Origin of the sequence: Streptomyces sp. NBC_00525 (assembly GCF_036346595.1) — a bacterium.
GTDB lineage: Bacteria > Actinomycetota > Actinomycetes > Streptomycetales > Streptomycetaceae > Streptomyces.
The window spans coordinates 37495-53746 of record NZ_CP107834.1; the positions used below are offsets into that span (position 1 = coordinate 37495).

Here is a 16252-nt window from a genome sequence, read left to right on the forward strand (position 1 = left end):
GACGGGAGAGGTGGGGCGTTCATCGGGCCCTCGGAGAAGTAACCCGATCGAGTGAACCGAGGGGCATGCTTTCCGGGCTCCATAAAAATGGACCAAGGGGGAGAAATACCCGCTGGTTCCCATATTGGCGGACCGGCGGGTCGCCGGGGATCTGGGCACCGCGGTGCATAGGAGGCGCGGGTCGTTCTGCCGGGAGCAGGCTTGCTGCGCCCTACGGGCGGGGTCGCCAGGTGCGGAGCTCAAGGTGGAGGATGTTCGTGTCGGAGTGGATACGTCCGGTTTCGACGAGCCATTGGTGGATGGCGGCGGTGACATCGCCTGCGGCCTGGTCGGTGCGGCGGGCGAAGTCGGCCGCGTCGAAGCCGCCGGTGGTGGAGGAGCCGTAAGAGCGTTCCTCGGTGTGGTCTGCCCGTTGGACGATGTCGCGGCGGATGCCGGGCGAGTCGGTGCGGCTGCCGGAGGGATGGACGAAGGCGGTCTTGGCCAGGCGGACGGTGAAGGCGATGCGGAGCCTGTGCCGGGCGGCTTCGGCGATCAGGGTGCGCAGGCGGGTGGAACCGGAGGCGATGGCCTGGGCTCCGGCGCGGCCGGTACCGGTTCCGGCGGGCGTGATGAGGACCGCTTTGGTCCGGACCCGGGCGCGGGTTCCGGAGGCGGTGGTGCGGCGGGTGATGTGCGGGGCGGCGAGGGCGGCCAGTTCGGCGGTGTCGGTGATTCCCGCTGTCTGGACGGCGGTTAGGACGTGGGTGAGGGCGGGGACGAAGGCGGCGCCTTTGTGGCGTGTGTAGAACTGGGAGACCAGGGAGGGGTCCCGGCCGATGATGCGGGCGATGTCGCGCTTGGTGAAGCCGGCGGCCTGGAGCTGGTCGGCGAGTTGGGCTGCCTCGTTCAGTTGCGGCTCGGAGGCGGGGCGGCGGCTGGGGGGCATCAGGCCTCCCCGGGCGCGGCGGCCGCGGCAGGCTGAAGGGCGGTGCGGCCTGCGTCGCGCAGGGCGAGGAGTTTGTCCTCGGTGGTGGGTGCGGGCAGGGGGCCTGCGAGGTGGCCCTTGCGAAGGTAGTCGCCGGGCTGGCCGTGGTAGGGCCAGGCCTGGGGGGTGGAGAGGTAGACGGCGTCGGTGCGGAAGGCGACGACGCTGCCGGGCGGGGTGTGGAGGGCGCCCGCGTGGGTGTTGTCGTCGCGGTGGCGTTGGGAGAGCAGGGCGGCCCGGGCTCCCGACCAGATCGCGGCGGCCCATTCGGGGTGGGCGTTGGGGTCGCGGGAGAAGCCGGTGGGGCGCTGCCAGGTGATCTGCTCATCGGTGAAGCCGATGATCTCGGCGTCGGGGGGGACGTCGCGCTCCGCGGTGCGGGGGGTGGTGCCGGTGACCATGCGGGGGCGCTGGGCGAAGGAGCCGATGCCGTACAGGAGGAGGCTGCGGACGGCGCGTGAGGCGAGGTGGGCGGCTTGGCGCTGGTTCGGGTCGCCGTGGAGGTCGGCCTGGGCGGCGAGGGAGGACCAGGCTTCCCTGAGTTTCTTGGACCAGTCGTCGAGGGGTTTGCCGTCGTCGAAGAGCAGGGCGTCGAGGATTTCGATACGCCAGGGGGTGAGGGGGTTGGCCAGGGCGGTGTAGATTTCCGGGCCGCCGGCCCAGGTGGTGAAGGTGGTGCCGGGCTGGGCGGGGTAGTGCCAGGCGCGGTCGCCGGGGGCGGGTGCGGGCAGGAGGCCGACGTGGTTCCAGGTGTCGGGGACAGTGACGCGTACGTGCCAGTGGCCGCAGCCGTAGAGGGCCTTGAGCTGTTCTTTTTCGCTCCAGGAGGCGAAGGTGGCTGCGGTGATGCGGCGCGGGGTGCCGACGGGAGATTTCCAGGTGTGCTTGGCGTAGGCAAACGTGCGGTCGTACTCCACCAGGGCGGGCAGTTGCTCGGGCACCGCGGGCGGGGTGATGAGTTCGGTGCGGCCCTGGCCGGCCGTGGCGTGCAGGAGGCTGCGGAGTTCCTCGGACAGGACGGGGTAGCCGTCGGCGTACTGGCCGCGGGTGGGGATGGTGCGGGTCCACAGGTCGCGTCCGGTCTGCGACGGGGAGCCCATGAGAACGGCGTCGTTCCAGTGCGTGCGCAGAGTTTTCCAGAGGAGGACGAAGGCGTCGCGGACGGTGGCGGGGCCGGCGCCTTCGGGGTCGAACCACTCCCCCACCGAGCGGATCTCGACGTGGTGGCGGCCGTTGTCGCTCTGGTAGCGGGCGACGGGGTTGCGGGGGTGGACGAAGTGGCCGGCCATCTTGTCCTTGCCGCGGCCGGTGTCGGTGCGCCAGCCGGGGATGGGGGCGTTGAGCCAGGCGGCGACGGCGTCCTTGAGGAAGGGGTGCCGGCCGGCCTGGTGGTGCCAGGGGTCGCCGGCGGTGATGAAGATCCGCTCGGTTCCCTCCGGGACGGCGTGGAAGACGGCCTGGAGGATGGTCGCGGCCGTGGTGTCGGGCAGGTTCAGGCGCAGGGTCTGGTCACGGTGGACCAGAACGCCTGTGGCGGTGTCGAGGAAGACGGTCGAGCGGGCCTGCTGGGTGAAGTTCGGGTGAGTGGAGACGAGGTGGGGGGTGTGGGCGAACCAGCGGTCGCCCTCGGGTCCGTCGGGGATCGAGGGCAGCTCTCGCGAAAGGGCTGCGGCGGTGACCGGTTCCGCTGCGGCGGCGGGTTCAAAAAGGGCGGGAGCAGGATGAGGAGTGGGCGCGGCCTGACGGAAGGAGGCCGCGTGCGTCTCGGGCGGACCAGGCTGTTCTGCTGCGGCAGGGGCTGTCCGGCCGTCGGCCGGCATGGTGCTCTGGCCGACGATGGATGCGCTGGTGGAGGTGGGGGCGGGCGTAGATTCCTGTGTCTCGGCGAGAAGCTTGTCGGGGGCGAGGGACGGGGCGATCTGGACGATGTCGGCGAGGCTGAGGCCGGCTGCGGGAGCGATGCGCTCCGGGTTGGCCTTGTCGTGGGCGGCCAGCATCCGGATCTTCTTGTCCCGGGCTGCCTCGAGCCTGGCCAGAGCCGCTTTCGCCTGCTTGATCGCGTCGCGGTCCTTGCGCAGGTCGGCAAGGGCGGCGTTGTAGGTCTTGGCGTCCATCACGGTGCCTCGCAGTCAATGTTGCGGGTTGATACGTAGGCGATCGGGCCGCCGGAATGGGAGGGCAGGCGGGAGCCGAGAAGAAGTTCGGCGGTTCTGCGGTCTGCGGCCGACGGTGCGGTGAGGTGGACGACCGGCTGGACGAGATCGGTGACATACCCGGCCAGGACTGCGTCGGGGAAGGCGTGCCGGCCCTGCCCGTTGCTCTCCCATCGGCCCAGACCGGTCAGAACGGCAACCACGTAGCCGGAGACGGTCACGGGCAGCACTTGCCCGGCTGCGACGCTGGCAGCGTCGCAGCGCCACCAGCCGCGCATGGCCTCCTGGATCTTCCCGGCCTGCAAGGTGGCGGAGAACCCGGTCCGCTCGGTGTTCCCGGCATTCCCCTCGCGTGCGCGCCGGTCCGCTTCCACGCGCAGCACGGCGATCTCCGGTGCTTCAAGGGCGTGCAGCGGAGCCGCGTGGCGTGTGCTCAGGGCCTGGACGGCTTCCAGGGGGACTATTACCCGCACTCCCCTGTTGGTCAGCCCCGGGATCAGGTGAGCGTGCACCAGGCGGCGGAAGGTGGTGATGGCCATGCCGAGTTCGGCGGCGGCCTGCCCCGTCGTCAGCAGCATCACACCGCCCCCTACATCAAGTCGCATCAGATATCTGATTCGACATAAACGTTATCGAGTGCGCTCAAGCACGTCAAAGACACAGGTCCGGATCTGATTTGGCGACGCCTTGGCGGCTCTTCCATGACTGGTCAGGTCGGCGCTACCGGATGGCACATCGCACCGCCGCCAAGCCGCCACCTCTGGCCTTGCGTGCGTGTCCCTCGGCTCCAGCCGGGGAGGAGAACGCGTCTTGCGGCTGCTCGGGCCTGCCGCCGGGGGTGGACGCTGGACCGGGTGCAGGCCGCTCCGTCCTTCTCGAGGGGTGCCTGTGCCAGCCCTCCTCTCAGCGCCCCGCGCATACGCTCGATGCCGCGTCCCGGCCGTGGCCCTGCGAGGTTCCCGTCAGTCTCCTCCCATACGACCGGAGGGAGGCACGGTGTCCAGACCCCAGCGGCCGCCCCGTACAGCAGTGCAGCCCATGCAGGACCGAAACGAAATGGAGACGGACGAGCAGCCGCAATCACCGGGCCCGATCCGGCCATCCGTTCGAGTCCGGCCGAAACCCGTAACGGGGCAGGCCGTGCAAGAAGCCGGACAGCGTTGCGGCCGACAGGGCTTACAGCAGCGGCCGCATCCGCGAGTACCTGCGACGGCCAGGAATCCGCCACACCATCCCGGAGAAGACCGACAGCCAGGCCGCCCGCATACGTAAAGGCGCACGCGGTGGCCGGCCGCCCGGCTTCGATGAGGACCGCTACAAGAAGCGCAGCACCGTCGAGCGGGCGATCAACCACCTGAAACAGTCCTGGGCGGTCGCCACTCGCTACGACAAGCGCGGCTACGTCTTCCTCGGCACTACAACCGCCGCGGCCATCGCCATCTGGCTCCGAACATGAACTTCTACGCGACCCAGCAGTAGACGCCCTGGTTCTGGCGCCGGGCCTTGCTGACGAGAGCAGCCAGATCACCCATGATCGCGTCCGCGATCTCCGCGTCGATGACCTCGCCGTCCTCCGCCCGCAGCTGAGTCCACGAGGCGGCGACATCGCTCAATCTGGAGTGCCCTGCGTCCGCGAGCGCAGTGGTCAGGCGAGGCGAGATCGCGAAGACGACGCATCCGTCGTTGTCCTGGCCGGCGACGATGCGAGGCTCACCGGACTCGACGAGTTCCTCGAAGCTGCCGCCAACCAGAAGGCATTCCCACTCGATCACGGCCTCTTCGGGATCGAAGTTGCCGAAGGAGAGCGACTCAAACGCCCGTCCCGGCCCAGCATTGAGGGTCAGGCTCGCTGACGTGTCGTCCGGCGCGACGAAGAACTCCACGATGATGCTCACCCGGGCATCATGCCCGGCAGCCCACAACCATGATCGGCCGGACAAGTCCTAGCGGGCCGTGGGACGATGGTCCGGATCTGTGGGGGCCACGCCTCGATTACGGCGTCAGTCCACCACATATGGATCAGCGTGGTCAGTGCAGCCCGGTCGACGTGCCCTGCACTGTCCCTCACCAGGATCGGCCGTCTGTGCTCCTGCGATGTCGGCCGGGGTGCCGACGGTTTTCCGTTGCGGGCACTCGGGGCTTCCAATGTGCCTGGCCGTACCGTCTCGTGTGGTCAGGCAGGGCTGTTGGGCAGGTGCCGCATGGTCTATGCCGAGGGACGGTTTGCCGTTGGTCATGGCAGCGATGCACCTGACAGCGTTCATCGCCTGTGGGGTGGTGCTACGGCTTCCTGGCGTACCGTGCGGCGGCAGTCCTGCCGGAGGGTGGCCTGGATGGCGGAGTACGCGGGTGAGTCGGGGAGGAAGCGTGCCAGGGTGCAGCGGACGCGGGGGGCGGGGTCGTGGGCGAGCTGGTGGCCGAGGTCGGTCAGATCCGGTCGGTCGGTGGCGTGGCACCACAGGCGGGCGGCCAGGGCGCGGACCCATGAGGACGGGTGTCCTGACAGGCTCGGGATCAGCGGGATCAGGCTTTCGCGAGGCAGGGCGTCGAGGTCTCGTGCGATGTGGCGGTCGAGGTTCTTGCGGTGCTGGGCCAGCAGAGGCAGGGCTGCGGTCTTAATGGGGTCGTGCTGGGCTGGTGTGCGGGCGAGGCGGCATGCCGCGCTGAGACCTGCGTACCGCAGGGTGGCCGGTCCGCTTTCGAAGCGGAATCGTTCGTAGGGGTGGATGGTTTCGTGGTCGTCGGTGCCGGGGTTGTCCAGGAGTCCTCTGAGGGCGTCCATGGCGGTTTCCAGGAACTGTGAGCGGCGCTGCGGGGTGAGTCTTGTGGCCAGGGACCTGAGTGCGTGCAGGGCGTCTTGGCGAAGGTCGGCGGTGTTCGTGCGGTCTCGGATCTGCCGGTTCAGAGTTTCGGCGAGAGCATCGCAGTCCGAGGGGGTCAGCAGGCGGGCTGCCAGCAGGGCGGTGCGGGGCAGGGTTGCTTCTGCGGGCAACGGGGCGGCGCCTGGTCTCAGGAGTGTGGCGTCGAGCAGTGACTGTGCGAGGGGGCGGGCCGCGTCGGCGGGTGCGCCGGCCAGGACGAGCGCGAGGGCTGCGACCACTCCCCCGCGGCCGGCGCCGGCCGTGCAGCGTTCAGCGACGACGCTGGGCAGCAGTCGGAGGATGTCTCCCGCTGTGAGGACGATCTGCGACATCGAGTAGTCGGTGAGCATCGCCTGACACGCCCTGTCGACCGCTTCGACACGTTCCGGGCCGGAATGGTGCTGGGCGATAGCGAGGAGAGTCCGGGCGTAGGGGCCGCCGACGTTGGGGTGGGCTGTGGTTCGTGTCGCGTGCCACTGCTCGGTGAAGTCGAGGAACCGGCGGGCTTGGTCGGTGGTGAGGGCGGGGGCGGCCGCTGCGAGCAGTCCGGCAGCTTCGTGGTGCACGTACGGCATGTCGGGCCGGGCTGTTGCGAGCCCGGAGAGCTCTTGCATGGCCAGATCCGCCCAGGCCCGGACCTGCGGATCCGGCATCAGGTCGGCCAGGGTCCGGGCGGTGAGGAACATGCTCTGGTGTTTCCACCGGGGCAGGTCCGTCCAGTGGTGGGGCACGGGCAGATCGAGCGGCGCATCGGGGAGGTGCTCGCTCAGCTCTTGGATGAGCTTGCTGGTGCCCGCCTTGGTGAAATGGCCGGCGGCCTGGCTGAACAGCTTGTGCTCCAGATGCATACGTCCGAGCAGTTCATGGGCTTCGCGTTCGGCCGACCAGCTTGCCGAAGCGACGCTGTGGCGCAGGTACTGGGTCAGTGCCTGGCGGCGGTCGGCGGGGTGCACCCGGTTCGCAAGCCGTCCAAGGGTCCGCTCGCGGACTGCTGCCGTGGCGCCCATGATGCTGCCCTGGCCGGCTGCGCGCAGGACGGTGGTTGTCGGAAACGCCTGGCCGAGCTCTTTGGTCTGGAGGTGGTAGCGGATGCGGACCTGGCTCTGTGCGTCGATCCACGCCGCGGCATCGTGATGGTTGCCGTAGTGAACGGCTCGCTCGATCGCTTCTCCGTACCGTTCGAGTGCCCCCGGGCCGTCTCCGGTCTCGGCCAGGAACCGGGCGTGGCGGGCGCGCAGGAGCGCGGCGACCGGCGGAGGGTAGGACGATGACCGGATGAAGTTCTTCCAGGTCGTCCCCGTGCGGTCGGTGTCCGCCAGACAGGCATAGAGGCGTACCTGGGCCACCACTTCGGTCTCGGCGGCGCCGTCGGCAAGGATTCGCAGGGCGTCCTTCCGGTCATGGACCAGGTCCGGCCGCCCTTGGGCGACGGCGTGCTCGGCGAACCATGCTGCCGCCTGAACAGCGTGAGGGCTGTGAGGCTGCAGGGCGTCGATGTGGGTGGTGACGTCCGTCAGGGAGACCTGGTGGTAGTGCTCGAAGGCCGCCAGGCCTCCCAGTGCGTTCGCTGAGCGGATCAGGTGGTCGGCAGCATCGATCTGCTGGTCGGACAGCCGCTGGATGACGGAGTTCGCCAGCCACGGTTCACCTGTTTCGAGAGCGGCGGCCATGACGGACACGTGGATCAGCGTGCCGGCGTCGTGGTCACCCGCCTCGTGCAGAACTTCCGCCTGCCTCTGGCACACGGACAGGGAGAAGGACGGCCAGCCGGCATCGTCCAGCGCCTGCGCCAGTGCTGCATACCGGGCGGCAGCCTCGGCAGGCTGGGTCGTCTCCATCAGCCGGGCCTGCTCGAAGTCCCGGTCGAGGCCCAGGTGGGCGAGGGGACCCCGCATCACCGCGTCCGACTCCACGGGCCGCCGCTGCCGGTGCGGCGCTGCGATGACAGAGAACCGCTGCTTCAGCCGGGGGGCGAGCTCACGGCGCAGCGTGTTCTCGCTGATCCACGCGCCGTTGGGAACCCAGTCGCCTACCTTGTGCTCGATGTCCGAGAAAACCGCCTCCGCCCCTTCCAGGGTGTCCTCGAACGCGACCGGGCGCAGCCGGTCGATCGCGTGACTGCGGTCCTGCCCATCGCCGTCCTCCAGGCGCAGATGCTTGACCCTCAGGTTCGACAGCAGCCGCCAGGACAGCTCGGCCACATCGACAGCACTGGTGTCCAGACGGTTTCGGGCTGCGGCTTCGGCGACGACCTGGTCGAACATGGCCAGGCGGCCACGCACGTCAGTGCTCGTGGGGCCGGACTGGGCGGCGATCCGCCGGAAACCTTCCGGGCTCTGTCCCCGGGCGAGTGAGGTGAGGGACGCCACCTGAATGGCGTGAGGGCTGCGTTCGGCGACCGCCAGGACGAGCCTGCGGTGCCCGGACTCGATCTCTCCCCAGTGCTCCGTGATCTCTGTGAGGTAGGTGCCGACGAGTGTGACGGTCGGGTCGTCGGAGGGAACGAAGCTGGGGTTGCGCCGCACTCCGATGCAGGCGGTGAACTCGTCCGTCCCGCCTCGGCGGTGTCCGGTGATCATGATGTCGTCGACGCGGGTGAGGAACCGTGCCTGCAGACGGATCTGCTCCGGTTCGATCAAGGCGTCGCCAAGTTCGTCCAGTGCGCTGCCGGTCAGCAGCGCGGAAAGCAGGACGGCCGCGTACCGGTGCTCCAGCACCGTCCCTCCGCCGCCCACCGAGTACAACGACACCCCCATGACAGTCACTCCTTCCCTCCTCCCGCCCCATCAGCAAGACCCTAGCCTTGCCAGCGGATTCACTTCCGTCACCAGGACCCGGCACCACAGCGGCCGCCCGCCTGTCTGTCCCTCGACAGCGACCGGTCGGGCTCCTGGCTCCATGTGGCTGTCGTCAAGCAGACTCCGAGCCGCATAGCCCGCAAGTGCAGTACCCCTGCTGGCAGTCGGCACGAACGCAGAGGTACAGCCGTGGGACCCGTACACACGCGGGAACGTCCGCACATTCCTGACAGCGGCCCCTGGCACAGACCTCGCCCACCTGCGTACGGGAAGACGAAACCAGCTATGGATCAGCGGACCTGCCGGGTCGCCGTCTTGTCCCAGTCAGCGAGCTGACCACGGGCTCCGCCCGACCTGGGGGAAGGCAAGGAAAGCGTCCTTTCCGAGGTTCTGACCGCGGTTCCATGCCTCCCCGTCCCTCCAGAAGTGGGGTGAGGATGAACTGCAGGAACCGGCACCGCGAGGTCGGCTGCTCGTCTCCGATCCCGGCCTGCGGTCAGTTCTCTTCGCCGCCCTCGGTGGTGCGCTTGAGCTTGACTTCGTTGAGTCCGGTGCCTTCTGTGAAGGTGCGACGCCAGTCTCCTCGGACGTGGAGTTCGTCGGTGCCGCACAGACGGACGACGGTGAGTTGGTCGGTGTGGGCGTGGTGTGCCTTGCGCCAGAGGTTGGCGAATGCCTGCGAGCGGATGATGTGCATCCAGTCGGGGCGGTGCAGTTCCCTGTTGTGGTTCGAGTCGCCCATAGTGGAGACGAACTTGGAGTACATGCTCTTCACGTAGCCGAGGGTCACTTCGTCGTTGTGGTGAAGGGCTGTGGCTCGTGCGTCTCTGAGCAGAGTACGGAATTTCTCGAGGAGTCCCTCGGTGGAGCCCGAGGTGTAGGACTCATGGATCACCGGCGGATCACACAGGGGCTTCTCGCCCTCGGAGAGTTGCAGGATCAGCCTCATGGTGGGCTCGGTGACCCAGAGAGGACCGGGTTCGAGGCGGTGTCCTAACGGGTTGGGCAGGTAGGCGTCGTGCTCCCATCGGGGTGGGGTGATGCGGTAGAAGCCGGAACGGCGCCGGTCGTGGGGAGCGCCTGTCTGGTGCTGCAGGGCGCCGAGCGGCAGGTGGGTCTTCAGGGCGGAGAGGTAGGCGCCGTTGATGTCCAGGGCGGCGACGGGACCGGCCTCGGTTGGGTCGGCGTCGGGGCGCTGCCAGTTCGGTCGGGCTTCCCAGATCTGGTCGGAGGTGTTGGGGCTGCTTCGGCTGAGGATGTCGGGCATCGGCGGGTAGGCGACGACGTCGTAGCGGCCGCCTACCCGGGTGTGGTTGAACAGGCGCATCGCGTGCGGGATCGCGCGCTTGACGAGTTCTTCGGTTGCCTTGCCGCAGTCACCGCCGTAGTAGTCCAGGGCGGCACTCACGGTATCGCTGATCGGGTCGCCAGCGGGTGGGCGTGGGGAGTGTCGAGGCGCTGGCCCTGCGGGGTTCGCGGCTCGGGGGTGTGGGTGGGTGCCGGTGTGGGGTTGGGGCTGGCTGGTTTCGGTCGGGGTCAGCATGCGGGCTTTACTCAGGAAGTAGGCGTAGCGGACGCGCGCTGCGCCGACGGGTTCGCTTCCTTGTTCCCAGGAGTTGAGGGTGCTGGCGGTGATGTCCAGGGCCTGGGCGACGGATTGTGTGTCAAGGCGCAAGGTTCGGCGTAGGCGGCGGCGTTCTGAGGCGGCCGGCAGGGGGATGTCTGCGGTTGCCAGGAGGGTGTCGATGGGGTCGAAGGGGTTCACGATGGGTCCTTTGTTTCCCGGGGCGCCGTGGTGGGGTGGGGGACGCGGGCTGATCGGGGGGCGGGGGCGGGGTGAGGAGGCGGCAGGTTTCGGTGGCGTGGGCGATGTCGTCTCTGTCCCGGGAGGACAAGGAGAACGGGTTGCTTGCCGGTGAGGGCTCTGCAGTTGGGTGTAGGCGTATGCGGCGTCGATGAGGGGTGTCACCCAGGAGGGCAGGTCGTCGGCGAATGCCGGTCTGCGACCGGCGGGTGTGGGCTCTTCTGCCAGGTGTCGTAGCTGGTCGGTGTCGTAGCCGGTGAGGGCTCTGAGCGCGACTGCTGCCGCGTGGACGGGGTGAGCGATGTGCGTGTGGATGCGCTGAGCGACGGTGGTGAGCGCGGTGTCGGGAATGGGGCTGTGCAGGGGGATGGCGGTCGGGCGTGGGCTGGTGGTGGGAGGGGCGGCAAGTGGGCGGGGGCGGCTGTGGTCGTCGCGCAGGCTTCGTGGCCGTGAGGGCGTGGGGGCAGCTGGAACCAGTACTCGTCGGGACTGGGTGGGAAGGGTGCGGCGTTCCACCAGGGGTGTGGTGTGGCTGTTGCGGGGTGTTCGTTGCTGGTGAGGTGGGCGCGGGCCGCGTCGGTGGTGTCGATGTGGTGGTGCTGGACGGTGGTGAGGATGTCGTGGAGCGCGGGGGGTGTGGGGCCGCTGACGATGAGGGTGAGGTGGATTGCGGTGTGTTCGCGCAGGGCCATGAGGTGTTCGTAGTGGCGGCTGGGGATCCGGTGGGCGCGGGTCAGGACGTAGTGGTGGATGTGGAGGGCCTGGGTCCAGGCGGTGGCGATGCGCCAGGATTCGCCGGCGTTGGCGGTCCACCAGGGCGGTTCGGCGCCGGGGCTGGGGGTGGGCAGGTGTTTGCCGAGGGCGCGGATGAGGTCGTGGGCCAGGTAGGCGGGTGCGGTGGCCAAGGGGGTTGGGTGGATGGTGATGCGGCCGCGTGCGGGGTGGCGGGCGGCGAGCGCGCTGGTGGTGAAGGGGGTCAGGTCGTCGGGGTCGTTGATGACGGTGATCGGGGGCAGGTCCGGGTTGGTCTGTTCGGGGCTCCAGTGAGGTTTCCAGCCGCTTGTCTCGTGGGGAGGCGCGGATGTCTGGGTGCTGTCGGGGGTCATGGGGTGGGCGCCACCCGGGTGGGCTGCAGGGGCCGGAGGGGGGCGGCGGGGGTGGTGGGCTGGGGGGTGCGGCGCTGATGGGTGAAGAGGCGGTGGGTCAGGGCGGCCCAGCGCCGGAGGTTGCCGCCTGCCCAGGTGGCGTCGAGTTTGCTGATGGTCTCGGGTGCGATGCGTTCCCATGCGGGGTGGAGGGTGGGAATGGCGGTGAGGGTCTCTGCGGGGGTGAGGGGGTACATGGTGTGCCAGGTGGTGACGCGTGAGGCGAGGACGGGTTTGGCTTGGAGGACACGTAGGCGTGGCTGGTTGGCGAGGAGGACGAGGGTGAGGTGGGTGTGGGGTCGTCGTAGAGGTAGCGGATGTACTCGATGCAGGCAGCGGAGAGCTGGTGGGCTTCGTCGATGGCGATGATCCGGTGGGGTTCGTGCAGGGTGTGGCGTAGGTAGTCGTCACAGATGCCAGGGTCTTTGGGTGGGCTGCCGGCGACGCCGAGGGCGTCGTGGAGGCTGTGGCGCAGGTCGTCGGGGCGGGCTTGGGGCGGACCAGGAGGCGGAGGGCGGGCAGGTGGGGGCGTTGGTCAAGGAGGGTGTGGAGGGTGAAGGATTTACCGATGCCGGGGTCGGCGGCGAGGCAGAGGATGCCGCTGTGCTGGATGGTGGTGTCGAGGGCATGAGCGGCGGCGCGCACCGCATGGGTGGTCACGGTGCGGGCGTCGGGCAGGTTGAGGTAGTGGTGTGCCTGGGTGCCGATGGGGCTGGTCACTAGGCTTCCTTGGTACGGGGGTTCCTGCTGCGGTGGGGCAGGGCGCGGCGGATGGCCCAGCGTGCGATGGTCTCGTCGGCTTCGGTGGTCCGCGCCGCTTCATGCCTTCGAGGATGTGGTAGGTGATCTTGGACCACATTCGGAAGGTGCCAGCGCCGCCTTCGTCGTCGACGTACTCGATGAGTTCGGCGGGTGCGTTGGCCCAGATGGGGTGGAAGAGGGGAATGTTGCGCTGAGCCTCTTCGAGGCCCATGGGGGTGTATTCCTGCCGGATGTGGATGCGGGAGGCGAGGGCGGGTTCGCTGTAGAGGGTTTTGTAGGCCTCTTCGCCACCGACGAAGAGAACAGCGGGACGGGTGGGGCCCTTGCCGGTGTCCCAGAGGTGGCGGACGAATTCGAAGCACTCACGGCTGAACTGCTGGGCTTCGTCGCAGACGATGACGTACGGCTTGCGTGCCAGGGTGCGCTTGAGCGGCCGGTCGAACTCGCTCGGGTGGGAAGGGGGTTCTCCTTCGAGGCGCAGGGCGGTGAACAGTTCCATGCGGATGTCGCGCGGGGTGGGGTGGGAGCGGAACTGCAGCAGCAGGACGCGGTCCGCGGCGACTTCCTTGAGCGCGGCCAGGACGGAGAAGGTCTTGCCGAGGCCAGCATCGCCGAAGAAGCACGACATGGCGCGGGCTTCGATGGTGTCGGCGATGTTCTCACTGGCCTCGAGGAGTGCTTCGGTGGCGACGATGCGGGCGTCGGTGAGGTTGAGATAGAAGTCGGGTTCTCCGACCGACTCGTCGTCGAGGGCCGGCGCTGGGGCGATGGTCGTGGGTGTCTCCTGGTGGGCGGTGTGGGGCTTTATGGGGTCCCATCGGTAGATGTTCTTCCGCCGCCACCTGGCCACGCGCTGATGCTTGGCGTCGGCATAGCTCTGGTCGGCGGGGGGGATCTCCACACGGGTTCCGCCGCCGCTGTTGAGCCGGCGCGTCAGGCTGGTGCATGTTACGGCGGCGCAGCAGGCGGAAAGCTTCGTCAAGGCGCTGTTGCTGTTCGGCGCTGGGGATGCGCTCTTCGGACAGCCATGCGGTGATCTTCCGGGGGTCCAGGAGGATTCCGCTCTGCTGCATCAAGGCGTACCCGGCGCGGGAGCGGGTCAGGTACAGCAGGTGGCTGCGGTGGCGTTCCCTGGGGGTGAGATACGGCTGGAAGATGCCAGCGATCTCGTCGAGGGTGGTGGTGAGGGCGAGCGCTGCGGGCACCCCGTGGGCTCCGAGTCGTCCGAATCCCATTGTTCGGTCTCCTGCAAGTCGTGCGCGTTCGCGTTCAAGGGCGGTGGGTCGAAAAGCGCGGCAAAGAGCCGGCTGGGGGAGGCACGCGTCGGCCTGCCATGTACGGACCTGAAGGGTTGGGAGGCGCCGCGCAAGGGGGTTCGGTGTGCCGTAACTTAGGCCGTGCGCGCCGGCGTTGGTGCTGCTTCCAGTCGTTACGAAAGCCTGGTTAAGCGAATCACCCAAACATTACAGAATCACCATGATCGCCCTATTTCACAATTTACATTGCCTTACCGCATCTTCAGGATGTTCCGCCTATGATGCTGCGCTTGTATCCCGACTGCCGCGTCCTCGCGTTCACAGGGCGGGAGATCCCTCCTCGGCCGCGTCCATCACTGCGGCGCTCTGGCCCGACCGGGAGAATCCGCAGGCGGGGCAGTAGCCCTCAAGCCCTCGGCGCTCCCCGGCGTCATGCACGCGGCGGTGGTCTTCCAGGCCGCCCTTCCTCGCACTTCCCACGCTTTTCACACCGGAGGTTGTGCCGCCGACTGCTTGCCGCGTCGGCAGCGGGTCACCCTAACGGAAGGGTCTGACAATTCCGCTCCCTACGGCATCCTCTAACCAGCTTTTCTCAGATCGGAGTTGGCCGATTTCCGCTGCGCCGTCGCCGACTGTTGTTGCGGTTGCAGGCGTGGCGATCCCCTGCTGTCGTCATCGAAGGCCTCGATGCACGGGCCTGAGCCGGATCCCCGGCTCCTCAAACGGTCTAACGAGCTCGTGCACGGTAGGTGGCGAGACGCCGAGGGCTCCTCCACGCCTGGTGCTCGCCTCCGTCGTCGTGGGTTCAGGTCCGCGGCGCTGTGGGACAGCAGGCCGGCGACGGCCTGGACGGTGTCACTGATGTGAGCACGGCGGCCGAGGCGGCGGGCCAGGGACCGCCAGTTCTTGAGGTTGGCGATGCCGTGCTCGACCCGGATGCGACGTGATGAGTGCGCCTTGCACTGTCGCTCGCGCATCTCCTGGTACCAGTCCGGGGCGTCCTTCTTGAACTTGCGGTGCGGTGGTGTCACCACGCGTCCACCGGTCGGAGCGCCGAGGCCCTCGTAGCCGGCATCGGCAACAATACGGTCCCCACCACCCCACCATGATCGACCTTCCGTGGCTCGACGTCTCACCGCATACCGTGCACGAGCTCGCTAGCGGCCGGGACTGACAATGGAGGCATGCAGGTGCGCGCCTCCGCCTCAAGAGCGCACAGTTGACCGAAATTCGACACACATGCACAGTCGGCTGCTTCCTCCTGGAGGAAGGTGCTGGTCAATGCGGACGTCCCCCTCATGGCTCGCCCGGGCATCGTCTGGTTCCGGACGCACCCACCAACAGCCGGATCGATTCTTCTGGGTGCCGTTGTCAGACCCTTCAATCACGATGCGCGCATGAGTCTCACATCGTCTCTCAAGGACCCTGGTTCCCCCATGTCCCGGTTCCTTTCGGAACATCTGCCCCAGCCTGAGAACGTGCTGGCCGACTATCGGCTGCGCGTGCGGCGCAGCACCGCGCACGTCGTTCCCGCCGCGCCGTCGGGACAGCGTCCTGACTGGCGGATGCTGGGCCATACGATCGACCACCGGCTGCGCATCAGCCTCGGAGCACCCACGGGCCAGCCCATCAGGGAAGGCGTGCGCCGCGCAGCGCTCGACGACGACGGCTGGCCCAGCCTGGAAATCATCAGCGCTGTCCAGGCGGCTGGCATGGTGCTGTTGGAGGAACTGGACCGGTACGAAGCGGCCGAGGGCCAGCCCCTGGCTCTTGAACCGGCGGCCGAGGAACGGCTCATCCGACTGTGTCACCTCGCTTCCGGCTTCGAAGCGATCTTCCGGCATGCGGGGTGGGTACGTGGTAACACTCTGGGCCTGTGCGAACCCGGAGCAGGCCTGGACGACCTGGCGGCAGCCGTTCCCGGCTATGTGGTCGACGACATCCGCGCACAGATGGCACTCGCCTCCGGCCCCGGCCCCTTCACAGCCCTGCGAAGCTTGCCGGCCGACCGGCGGATCTGCGGGCCCGTCTTCGACGGCAGCCTGCACGTCGGCGGCGCGGACGCCGACTTCATCCTCGACCGGGCCCTGATCGACTGCAAGGCCACCATCCGCCCCGAACGACTGGGCCGCGCCGAGATCTACCAGCTCGCCGGCTACCTCCTGCTCGACTACAGCAACCAGTACGCCATCGAGAGGGTCAGCCTGTATCTCTCGCGCCAGGGCGCCCTGATCGACTGGAGCGTGGCCGACTTCCTCGGCCTGCTGGGCGCCCGCCTCGAGCTGCCCGACCTGCGAGCCGCCTGCCGGCACGCTCTGACCGACGGCGACGAAGGCGCCCCACCACCCCCCAAGGACCAGCGCCGGCCACTCCCCCGCCCCCGCAGCACCGCCCCCGTGCAGGACTCACTCTTCGACTAGCGCACGCTGAGGTAGCGCGCACCGGCGAGGGAGCTGGACGGCGGGCCGCAGATTGTGTTCCTGCTGGCTGAAGGGACTCGGCCGGT

The 16252-nt window shown here is 68.6% G+C and carries 11 protein-coding genes and 2 pseudogenes; 2 read left to right on the forward strand and 11 right to left on the reverse strand.

Features of this window, described 5'->3' with window-relative positions:
- Positions 1 to 211: 211 nt before the first annotated feature.
- Genes OG710_RS00150 through OG710_RS00160 form a run of 3 tightly spaced genes read right to left on the reverse strand, consistent with a single transcriptional unit; the run spans position 212 to position 3698 of the window.
- On the reverse strand, positions 212 to 928 hold the full coding sequence (locus tag OG710_RS00150) for a helix-turn-helix domain containing protein (RefSeq protein WP_330237496.1): 717 nt from the start codon (positions 926 to 928) through the stop codon (positions 212 to 214).
- Complete coding sequence (locus OG710_RS00155) at positions 928 to 3081, reverse strand: hypothetical protein (RefSeq protein WP_330237497.1); 2154 nt, start codon at positions 3079 to 3081, stop codon at positions 928 to 930. Before OG710_RS00155 ends, OG710_RS00150 begins: the two co-directional genes overlap by 1 nt.
- Complete coding sequence (locus OG710_RS00160) at positions 3081 to 3698, reverse strand: helix-turn-helix domain-containing protein (protein WP_330237498.1); 618 nt, start codon at positions 3696 to 3698, stop codon at positions 3081 to 3083. Before OG710_RS00160 ends, OG710_RS00155 begins: the two co-directional genes overlap by 1 nt.
- 554 nt (positions 3699 to 4252) lie before the next feature.
- Here OG710_RS00160 and OG710_RS00165 point away from each other — a divergent pair.
- Positions 4253 to 4576: pseudogene (locus tag OG710_RS00165) on the forward strand (transposase); the annotation flags it as partial.
- 4 nt (positions 4577 to 4580) lie between these two features.
- On the opposite strand, the gene OG710_RS00170 reads toward OG710_RS00165, so the two are convergent.
- From OG710_RS00170 to OG710_RS00200, 8 genes and pseudogenes are all read right to left on the reverse strand, one after another.
- Positions 4581 to 5015, reverse strand: a complete 435-nt coding sequence (locus OG710_RS00170; RefSeq protein WP_330237499.1) for a hypothetical protein — start codon at positions 5013 to 5015, stop codon at positions 4581 to 4583.
- 365 nt (positions 5016 to 5380) lie between these two features.
- The gene (locus OG710_RS00175; protein WP_330237500.1) at positions 5381 to 8737 is read right to left on the reverse strand and encodes a hypothetical protein; all 3357 of its coding nucleotides are present in this window, start codon (positions 8735 to 8737) and stop codon (positions 5381 to 5383) included.
- Positions 8738 to 9275: 538 nt separating this feature from the next.
- The gene (locus OG710_RS00180; protein WP_330237501.1) at positions 9276 to 10544 is read right to left on the reverse strand and encodes a transcriptional regulator; all 1269 of its coding nucleotides are present in this window, start codon (positions 10542 to 10544) and stop codon (positions 9276 to 9278) included.
- 200 nt (positions 10545 to 10744) lie between these two features.
- Positions 10745 to 11689 (reverse strand): hypothetical protein, encoded by a 945-nt coding sequence (locus OG710_RS00185; protein WP_330237502.1) that lies wholly within the window; start codon positions 11687 to 11689, stop codon positions 10745 to 10747.
- Positions 11686 to 11925 carry a hypothetical protein gene (locus tag OG710_RS00190; RefSeq protein ID WP_330237503.1) on the reverse strand — a complete coding sequence of 80 codons (240 nt, stop codon included), beginning with the start codon at positions 11923 to 11925 and terminating at the stop codon, positions 11686 to 11688. The genes OG710_RS00185 and OG710_RS00190 overlap by 4 nt, the downstream gene beginning before the upstream one ends.
- A gap of 113 nt (positions 11926 to 12038) precedes the next feature.
- Positions 12039 to 12209, reverse strand: a pseudogene (locus OG710_RS31235) (ATP-binding protein); the annotation flags it as partial.
- 81 nt (positions 12210 to 12290) lie between these two features.
- Positions 12291 to 13472 (reverse strand): ATP-binding protein, encoded by a 1182-nt coding sequence (locus OG710_RS00195; protein ID WP_330237504.1) that lies wholly within the window; start codon positions 13470 to 13472, stop codon positions 12291 to 12293.
- A gap of 852 nt (positions 13473 to 14324) precedes the next feature.
- On the reverse strand, positions 14325 to 14882 hold the full coding sequence (locus OG710_RS00200) for a transposase family protein (protein ID WP_330237505.1): 558 nt from the start codon (positions 14880 to 14882) through the stop codon (positions 14325 to 14327).
- A gap of 261 nt (positions 14883 to 15143) precedes the next feature.
- Here OG710_RS00200 and OG710_RS00205 point away from each other — a divergent pair, with 261 nt between their 5' ends.
- Positions 15144 to 16166: a hypothetical protein gene (locus tag OG710_RS00205; protein WP_330237506.1), complete on the forward strand. Its 1023-nt coding sequence runs from the start codon at positions 15144 to 15146 to the stop codon at positions 16164 to 16166.
- Positions 16167 to 16252 lie beyond the last annotated feature (86 nt).

Bases quoted from the DNA above. Each gene is read 5' to 3' on its own strand.
- OG710_RS00150 (WP_330237496.1), bottom strand. From the start codon at position 928: ATGCCCCCCAGCCGCCGCCCCGCCTCCGAGCCGCAACTGAACGAGGCA.
- OG710_RS00155 (WP_330237497.1), bottom strand. From the start codon at position 3,081: ATGGACGCCAAGACCTACAACGCCGCCCTTGCCGACCTGCGCAAGGAC.
- OG710_RS00160 (WP_330237498.1), bottom strand. From the start codon at position 3,698: ATGCTGCTGACGACGGGGCAGGCCGCCGCCGAACTCGGCATGGCCATC.
- OG710_RS00175 (WP_330237500.1), bottom strand. From the start codon at position 8,737: ATGGGGGTGTCGTTGTACTCGGTGGGCGGCGGAGGGACGGTGCTGGAG.
- OG710_RS00185 (WP_330237502.1), bottom strand. From the start codon at position 11,689: ATGACCCCCGACAGCACCCAGACATCCGCGCCTCCCCACGAGACAAGC.
- OG710_RS00190 (WP_330237503.1), bottom strand. From the start codon at position 11,925: ATGTACCCCCTCACCCCCGCAGAGACCCTCACCGCCATTCCCACCCTC.
- OG710_RS00205 (WP_330237506.1), top strand. From the start codon at position 15,144: ATGAGTCTCACATCGTCTCTCAAGGACCCTGGTTCCCCCATGTCCCGG.